This window comes from Bradyrhizobium sp. LVM 105 (assembly GCF_003957705.1).
Classification (GTDB): Bacteria; Pseudomonadota; Alphaproteobacteria; order Rhizobiales; family Xanthobacteraceae; genus Bradyrhizobium; species Bradyrhizobium frederickii.
Genome location: NZ_QZMV01000011.1, coordinates 237647 through 245004 on the forward strand (window position 1 = coordinate 237647; position 7358 = coordinate 245004).

The window sequence follows — 7358 nt, forward strand, 5'->3', positions numbered from 1 at the left end:
CTGTTGCGCGCTCTCCGCGCGCGCGGGCCTGTGGTCCTTCAGATCAGGGATGAATCATGCTGACGCTTTCCGGGGCGGAGTCCGCCGCAATATCCGCGGTGCGCGGACGACACTTTCGATTCTATTGGCCGCTGCTGGCCCTGGTTGCGCTGGCGCTGCCCGGCTGCATGCCGGCCACCACGCAGGTCGCGGCCGCCGATCCTGCCGATCCGGCGGCGAAGGTCGCGCCGGTCGGCTATCGCTCGACCATCGCGCCCTACACCAGCCTGCGGCCGGCCACGCCCGCGCCATGGCGCGATCGCAATGGCGCCGTCACGCCGCAACCGAAGCAGGACCGGTAGGAGCGCGCCATGACATGCCATCTTGCGCGAGGCTTGCTCATCCTCACCGCGTTCAGCGTCTCCGGCTGCGCCGCGTTCTCGCCCGACAGCGGCATGAGCGCCGTCTCTGAGCTGACCAGCCGGACCATCGACAAGGACGTCGCCTTCGTGCGAACGGCCGACGGCGCCGGCGCGGTCGAGGCGCGCGTTCGCCAATTGCTGGCGCGCACGCTGAGCGCCGAGAGCGCGGTACAGATCGCGCTGCTCAACAACAAGGGACTGCAAGCCGCCTATAACGAGCTTGCATTGGCCGAGACCGATCTGGTCGAGCAGAGCCTGCCGCCCAATCCCGTGTTCTCGATCTCGCGCATCACAGGCAATGGCGCCAGCGAGATCGAACGCCAGGTGGTCGGCGACATCCTCGCGCTCGCCACCCTGCCGTTCCGCTCCGACATCGCCCGCGAGCGTTTTCGTCAGGCCCAATTGCGCGCGGCGCTGGCGACGCTGCGGCTCGCCGCCGACGTCCGCCGCGCCTATTGGCGCGCCGTCGCCGACAACGAGATGGTGGTGCTGCTGACCGACGCCAAGGCGACGGCGGAATCGACCGCACAGCTCGCCGTCAAGCTCGGCGAGACCGGCTCCCTCAACAAGCTCGACCAGGCCCGCGAGCAGGTGTTTTACGCGGAGACCACGGCCGACCTCGCCACCGCGCGACAGACCGCGGCGAGCGCTCGCGAACGGCTGGCACGTTTGATGGGGCTGTGGGACGGCGGCCTCGACTTCCGCCTGCCGAACGCGTTGCCGCCGCTGCCGCGCCGGCCGCTGACCTTGCCTTCGATCGAGGCCGACGCGGTCGCCCATCGCATCGACCTGCAGATCGCGCGGCTGGAGCTGGTGGCACTGGCCAAGGCCATGAACCTCACGGAGGCGACGCGCTTCGTGACCTTGCTCGACCTCGCCGGCATCTCACGGCGTACCCAGGATCCGGAAGGGCCACCTTTCCGCGAGCGCGGCTTCGACGTCCAGTTCCAGATCCCGATCTTCGACGGCGGCGAGGTGCGGGTGCGGCAGGCGACCGAGACCTACAATCTCGCCTTCAACCGCCTCACCGAGCGCGCCGTCAACGTGCGCTCGGAAGCGCGCGATGCGTATCGGACTTACCGATCCACCTACGACATCGCCAGCCACTACCAGCGCGAGATCATCCCCTTGCGCAAGATCATCACCGAGGAGATGCAATTGCGCTTCTCCAGCATGCAGGTCGACATCTTCGCGCTGCTGACCGAGGCGCGGCAGCGCCTCGCCGCGCTGCGCGGTGCGATCGACGCCAGGCAGAGATTCTTCCTCGCCCAGGCCGACTTGCAGACCGCCGTCAACGGCGGCGGCGCGCCGGCCGCCGGCAGCGACAATCCAACCACCATCGCCGCGGCAGCGCCTGCCGACGGCGGCGGCCATTGACATGGAGACCGAGATGTTTTCCCGCCGAGGATTTTTGGGGACTGCCGCGCTCGTCGGCGCATCCGCGGTTCAAGGCCGCGTGCAGGCCGCCTCGATTCCGGAAGCCCCGCACATGGACAAGGTGGTGATGCAGCCGCCGCTCCATCCCGTCAGCGGACCCGATTATCGCCCCGTGGTGACGCTGAACGGCTGGTCGCTGCCGTTCCGCATGAACGGCGACTGGAAGGAATTCCATCTCGTCGCCGAGCCCGTGGTGCGCGAGTTCGCCGAGGGCATGAAGGTGAATCTGTGGGGCTATAACGGCCAGTCGCCCGGACCGACGATCGAGGCGGTCGAGGGCGACAAGCTCCGCATCTTCGTCACCAACCGCTTGCCCGAATACACCACCGTGCACTGGCACGGCATGATCATTCCGAGCGGCATGGACGGCGTCGGCGGATTGACCCAGCCGCACATCCAGCCCGGCAAGACCTTCGTCTACGAGTTCGAGATGAGGAAGAGCGGCACCTTCATGTACCACCCGCATTCCGACGAGATGGTGCAGATGGCGATGGGCATGATGGGCATGGTCGTCGTGCATCCGCGCGATCAAAACTTCCGGCCGGTCGACCGCGACTTCGTCTTCGTGATGAGCACCTATCGCGTCGATCCCGGCACCTATCTGCCCCACGTCAACGAGATGACCGACTTCAACATGTGGACCTGGAATGCGCGGGTGTTTCCCGGCATCGATCCGCTGGCGGTCCGGCTCGGCGACAAGGTGCGTGTGCGCATCGGCAATCTCAGCATGACCAACCATCCGATCCATCTGCACGGCCACAGCTTTGCGGTGACCTGCACCGACGGCGGCTGGATTCCGGAGAGCGCGCAATATCCGGAGACGACGACCGACGTGCCGGTCGGTGCCGTCAGGGTGTTCGACGTGCTCGCCGACAATCCCGGCGACTGGGCGTTCCACTGTCACAAGTCGCATCACACCATGAACGCGATGGGGCACGACGTGCGCAACCTGATCGGCGTGTCACGCAAGGATCTCGCCAAGGCGGTCGGCAAGCTCGCGCCCGACGGCATGGCGATGGGCTCGACCGGCATGGCGATGGGCAACATGGAGATGCCGGCGCCCGACAACACGCTGCCGATGATGACCGGCACCGGCCAGTTCGGCCCGATCGAGATGGGCGGCATGTTCACGGTGATGAAGATCCGCGAGGACCTCGCGCGCGACGATTATCGCGATCCGGGCCCCTATCAATTCCCGAAGGGCACCGTCGCCTATGAGGTCGCGGCGCCGGCCGCGGAGCCGGCACGGCAGCAGCGCGGCAGCCCACCGATGAAGCACAAGATGTGAGAGCGTTTCGATGAACCATAAACTGGAGATGACGATGAAGACGATCAAGCTTGGCCTCGCGCTGGTTGCGCTGTCGACCGCGCCGGCCTTTGCGCACGACAAGCACTCTCACGCGACTTTTTCGGCCGGCGAGCCCGGCGACCCCAAGAAGCCCGCGCGCACCATCGAGATCCTGCTGAACGAGATGGACTACGCACCCGCCCGGATCGAGGTCAAGCGCGGCGAGCAGATCCGCTTCGTGCTGCGCAATGTCGGCAAGGAGGACCACGAATTCCTGCTCGCCACCACCAAGGAGAATCTCGCGCATGCGGCGGAGATGAAGAAGCATCCGCATATGGAGCACGACGAACCCAACGGGGTCAGGCTCGCGCCGCAAAAGACGGCCGAGATCCTCTGGAAATTCAGCAAGCCCGGCACGTTCGAATATTCGTGCCTCATTCCCGACCACCGCGACTACGGCATGGTCGGCCACGTCACCGTCAAGTAACGCGAGGAGAGTCTGCCATGAACCGCATCATCCGTATCACCGCCGCGCTGGCGCTGACATTGAGCGTTGCCACCGGAGCTCTGGCGGCCGAGGCGGCCTCGATCAGCGGCGAGGTCAAGAAAATCGACGAGGGCGCCGGCAAGATCACGCTCAAGCACGGTCCGGCGAAGAGCCTCGGCATGGAGGACCCCATGACCATGGTCTATCGCGTCAAGGATCCCGCCATGCTCAAGCAGGTGAAGGTCGGCGACAAGGTGACCTTCGAGGCCGAGGAGGCGGCCTCGGGGTACACGGTGACGAAGATGCAAAAGGCGAAATAGCCCTTCCTGTCATTCCGGGACGCGCCGCTCGGCGCGAGCCCGGAATCCATTCATCGACCAACTCCGCCGCCCGATGGATTCCGGGTTCGGCTCTGCGAGCCGCCCCGGAATGACGGCCTGAGCGCCCCGAAACACCCCGCCCCCGCCCTGCTTCCCACTCCCCGTTAACCCTTTGCTAACCATACACCCGGCAAGAATTGCCGGGTGAAGTCGAGTGTCGTCGGCCGCGTAAAACGGGAGGAACCCCGTGGACGCCAGTGCGGTGCCTCACTTTCGAAACGGCGGCCCCTCGGCCGCCGCGCAGACGTTTGGGGCGCGCGGACGGCAGTCGCGCGGGGAGGCAGCTACCATGGTCGACGTCACCGCGGGACAAGGCGTAGGCACCGCAAGAGCCGGCATCCCCTCCGTCCACGAGATCGTCACCATCCTCAGGCGCGGCGACATCGCGCTGGCGCTCGGCATCCTCACCATCCTGGTGGTGCTGATCCTGCCCCTGCCGGCGATCGTGCTGGACCTGTTTCTGGCGATCTCGATCACGCTCTCGATCCTGATCCTGATGACCTCGCTGTTCATCCAGACGCCACTGGAATTCTCGGCCTTCCCGACCGTTCTCCTGATCTCGACCATGCTGCGCCTGTCGCTCAACATGGCTTCGACCCGCCTGATCCTGTCGCACGGGCACGAGGGCACGGCTGCCGCCGGTCACGTCATCGAGGCCTTCGGCAGCTTCGTGATGGGCGGCAATTTCGTCATCGGCATCATCGTCTTCGCCATCCTGATCATCGTCAATTTCGTCGTCATCACCAAGGGTTCGGGCCGCATCGCCGAGGTCGCAGCGCGCTTCCACCTCGACGCTATGCCCGGCAAGCAGATGGCGATCGACGCCGACCTCTCCGCCGGCCTGATCGATGAGAAGGTCGCCAAGGAGCGGCGCAAGGAGCTGGAGGACGAGAGCGGCTTCTTCGGCGCCATGGACGGTGCCTCCAAATTCGTCCGCGGCGACGCCATCGCCGGCCTCCTGATCGTCTTCATCAACGTCGTCGGCGGCATGATCATCGGCGTGGCGCAGCAGGGCATGTCCTTCGCCGATGCCGGGCGCACCTACACGCTGCTGACCGTCGGTGACGGCCTCGTCACCCAGGTGCCGGCGCTGATCGTCTCGACCGCGGCCGGCCTGCTCGTCTCCAAGGCCGGCGTCTCCGGCGCCGCCGACAAGGCGCTGATGAAGCAGTTCTCCGGCTATCCGCAGGCGCTGGCGATGTCCTCGGCGGTCATGCTGGTGCTGGCAGCGCTGCCGGGCATTCCGACCCTCCCGTTCCTCGCGCTCGGCGCCGGCGCCGGCGCGCTGGCCTGGAACGCCCGCAACCGCAACCGCGTCAACGCCAAGGCTGAGGAAGCCGCGCATGCCGCACCGGCGCCTGGCATGCCGGGAGCCCCGGGGGCTGCCGCGACGGAGGAGCCGATCTCGGCGGCACTCAAGATCGACGACCTCAAGATCGAGCTCGGCTATGCGCTGCTGCCGCTGGTCAACGGGCCGGACGGCACCGACCGCCTCACCGAGCAGATCAAGGCGCTGCGCCGCTCGCTCGCGATCGAGATGGGCTTCGTGATGCCGGCGGTGCGCATCCTCGACAACGTCCAGCTCGAGGCCAACACCTACATCATCAAGATCAAGGAGGTCGACGCCGGCACCGGCAAGATCTGGCCGAACCAGTTCATGGTCATGGATCCCGGCGGCAGCCAGGTGCAGGTGCCCGGCATCCACACCACCGAGCCGACCTTCGGCCTGCCCGCGACCTGGGTCGATGCCAGCCTCAAGGAAGAGGCCTCGCTCAAGGGCTACACCGTCGTTGACGCCGCGACCGTGCTCTCCACCCACCTCACCGAGTTGCTCAAGGCCAACATGTCGGACCTGCTCTCCTATGGCGAGGTGCAGAAGCTGCTCAAGGAGCTGCCGAAGGAGCAGAGCGAGCTGGTCAAGGACATCGTGCCGGGACAGGTCACGGTGTCCGGCATCCAGCGCGTGCTGCAATTGCTGCTCGCCGAGCGCATCTCGATCCGCGACCTCTCGACCATCCTCGAAGGCATCGCCGACTCGCTGGCCTTCTCGCGCAATCCCGCAACCATGGTCGAGCATGTCCGGGCGCGCCTGGCGCGGCAGATCTGCGCGCAGAACACCTCCTACGCCGGCTATCTGCCGCTGATCGCGCTGTCGGCGAAATGGGAGCAGGCCTTTGCCGAATCCATCATCGGCCAGGGCGAGGAACGCAGCCTTGCGATGCAGCCCTCGAAGCTGTCGGAATTCATGACCGCCGTGCGCGAAGCCTTCGAGCGTGCCGCGCGCGAGGGCGAGGCGCCGGTGCTGGTCACCTCCGCGGCCATTCGCCCCTTCGTCCGGTCCCTGGTGGAGCGGTTCCGCGCCCAGACCACCGTGCTGTCGCAGGCTGAAATCCACCCCAGGGCGAGGTTGAAAACGGTCGGAAGCGTCTGATTTGCCTTAAGAAGCCGTGTGTTTTTCGGCCACAGGCAAATGGTTTTTGAGTTCCTGGCGCCTTGTGGACCAGCTGTCGAAAAGGCGCCCGGAAAGCACATTACATCTTTGAAATAATTATAGAAATGCACGATCAAGGGTCGCCTTTGATCGCGACCTTTCACGTCCTATCACGCCTTTGTGATGGCCTCTTGGGAACGAATCCGCCCAATACTAGGTTGTTGGGCACCGGAAGCATGAACCTGCCTGAACGGGCTGGCGACTACTTCGGGTAGATGGCGGCAGGAGGCTTCCGTGAACCACTCGATCTACAGCGCGGATCGCGCGACCCACTTGAAAGTCGTGGTCGTCGCCCTCGTCGCAGGGATCGTGGTGGCTGGCCTCGGCATCACGGCACGCACGGGTTCGGATGAAGGCCTGACCCAGACCGCCCGCGTCATCAAGGCCGGCAAGCCGGTCGCTATCACCAGCTCGAACGTGCCCCTCGTTCGCTAAGGAGATCTGACGAGTTTCTTGAATTCACGCGGCTCTTTACCAGCCCCCCAAAGTCGCCACGTGGATATGTAGACGACCCCAACCCCAAGTCGACTACAGAAAGCGCCCGCCCCCCACGGGCGCTTTCTCATGTCTGGGGTCGCGATTCCTCCCAGAATCTCTCCGCGCAGGCATCCTGGATTGCTTCGTCGCAAGGGCCTCGCAATGACGGAGTGTGTGGAGGCGGCAGTGCATGAATCTCGTGTCCCGGACGCGCTGCAGCGTTCTTACGCTGCTGCGCAGGGCCGGGATCCAGCAGGCCGCGGCGCTCGCTGCGAGGTGGGCCCCGGCTCTGCAGCGCATCGTCGAAGGGACGCTGCGCCGCGTCCGGGGCACGAGAGCTCAGTGTTCCGCGCATACGTCTCAACACCGTCAGACTCTCTTCGCCGCGACAATAATC

General features: G+C 65.7%; 7 protein-coding genes. All 7 read left to right on the forward strand.

The genetic code is table 11. From position 1 onward, the window contains the following. Positions 1-56: 56 nt before the first annotated feature. The 7 genes from D6B98_RS27380 to D6B98_RS27410 all read left to right on the forward strand — a co-directional run bounded on the left by D6B98_RS27380 (position 57) and on the right by D6B98_RS27410 (position 6919). Entirely contained in the window at positions 57-341 is a 285-nt protein-coding gene (locus D6B98_RS27380) for a hypothetical protein (protein WP_126260130.1), read from the forward strand. A gap of 9 nt (positions 342-350) precedes the next feature. After that, the gene (locus D6B98_RS27385; RefSeq protein WP_126260131.1) at positions 351-1778 is read left to right on the forward strand and encodes a TolC family protein; all 1428 of its coding nucleotides are present in this window, start codon (positions 351-353) and stop codon (positions 1776-1778) included. Between the two features lie 13 nt (positions 1779-1791). Beyond that, positions 1792-3126, forward strand: coding sequence for a copper oxidase (locus D6B98_RS27390; protein WP_126260132.1), 1335 nt, complete (start codon positions 1792-1794; stop codon positions 3124-3126). Positions 3127-3136: 10 nt separating this feature from the next. Next, on the forward strand, positions 3137-3613 hold the full coding sequence (locus D6B98_RS27395) for a cupredoxin domain-containing protein (RefSeq protein WP_430644588.1): 477 nt from the start codon (positions 3137-3139) through the stop codon (positions 3611-3613). A 17-nt stretch (positions 3614-3630) separates the two neighbouring features. Beyond that, positions 3631-3933 (forward strand): copper-binding protein, encoded by a 303-nt coding sequence (locus tag D6B98_RS27400; RefSeq protein ID WP_126260133.1) that lies wholly within the window; start codon positions 3631-3633, stop codon positions 3931-3933. 349 nt (positions 3934-4282) lie between these two features. After that, on the forward strand, positions 4283-6424 hold the full coding sequence (gene flhA / locus D6B98_RS27405) for a flagellar biosynthesis protein FlhA (protein ID WP_164718889.1): 2142 nt from the start codon (positions 4283-4285) through the stop codon (positions 6422-6424). 294 nt (positions 6425-6718) lie between these two features. Then, positions 6719-6919 carry a hypothetical protein gene (locus tag D6B98_RS27410; protein ID WP_126260135.1) on the forward strand — a complete coding sequence of 67 codons (201 nt, stop codon included), beginning with the start codon at positions 6719-6721 and terminating at the stop codon, positions 6917-6919. The last annotated feature ends 439 nt before the right edge of the window (positions 6920-7358 follow it).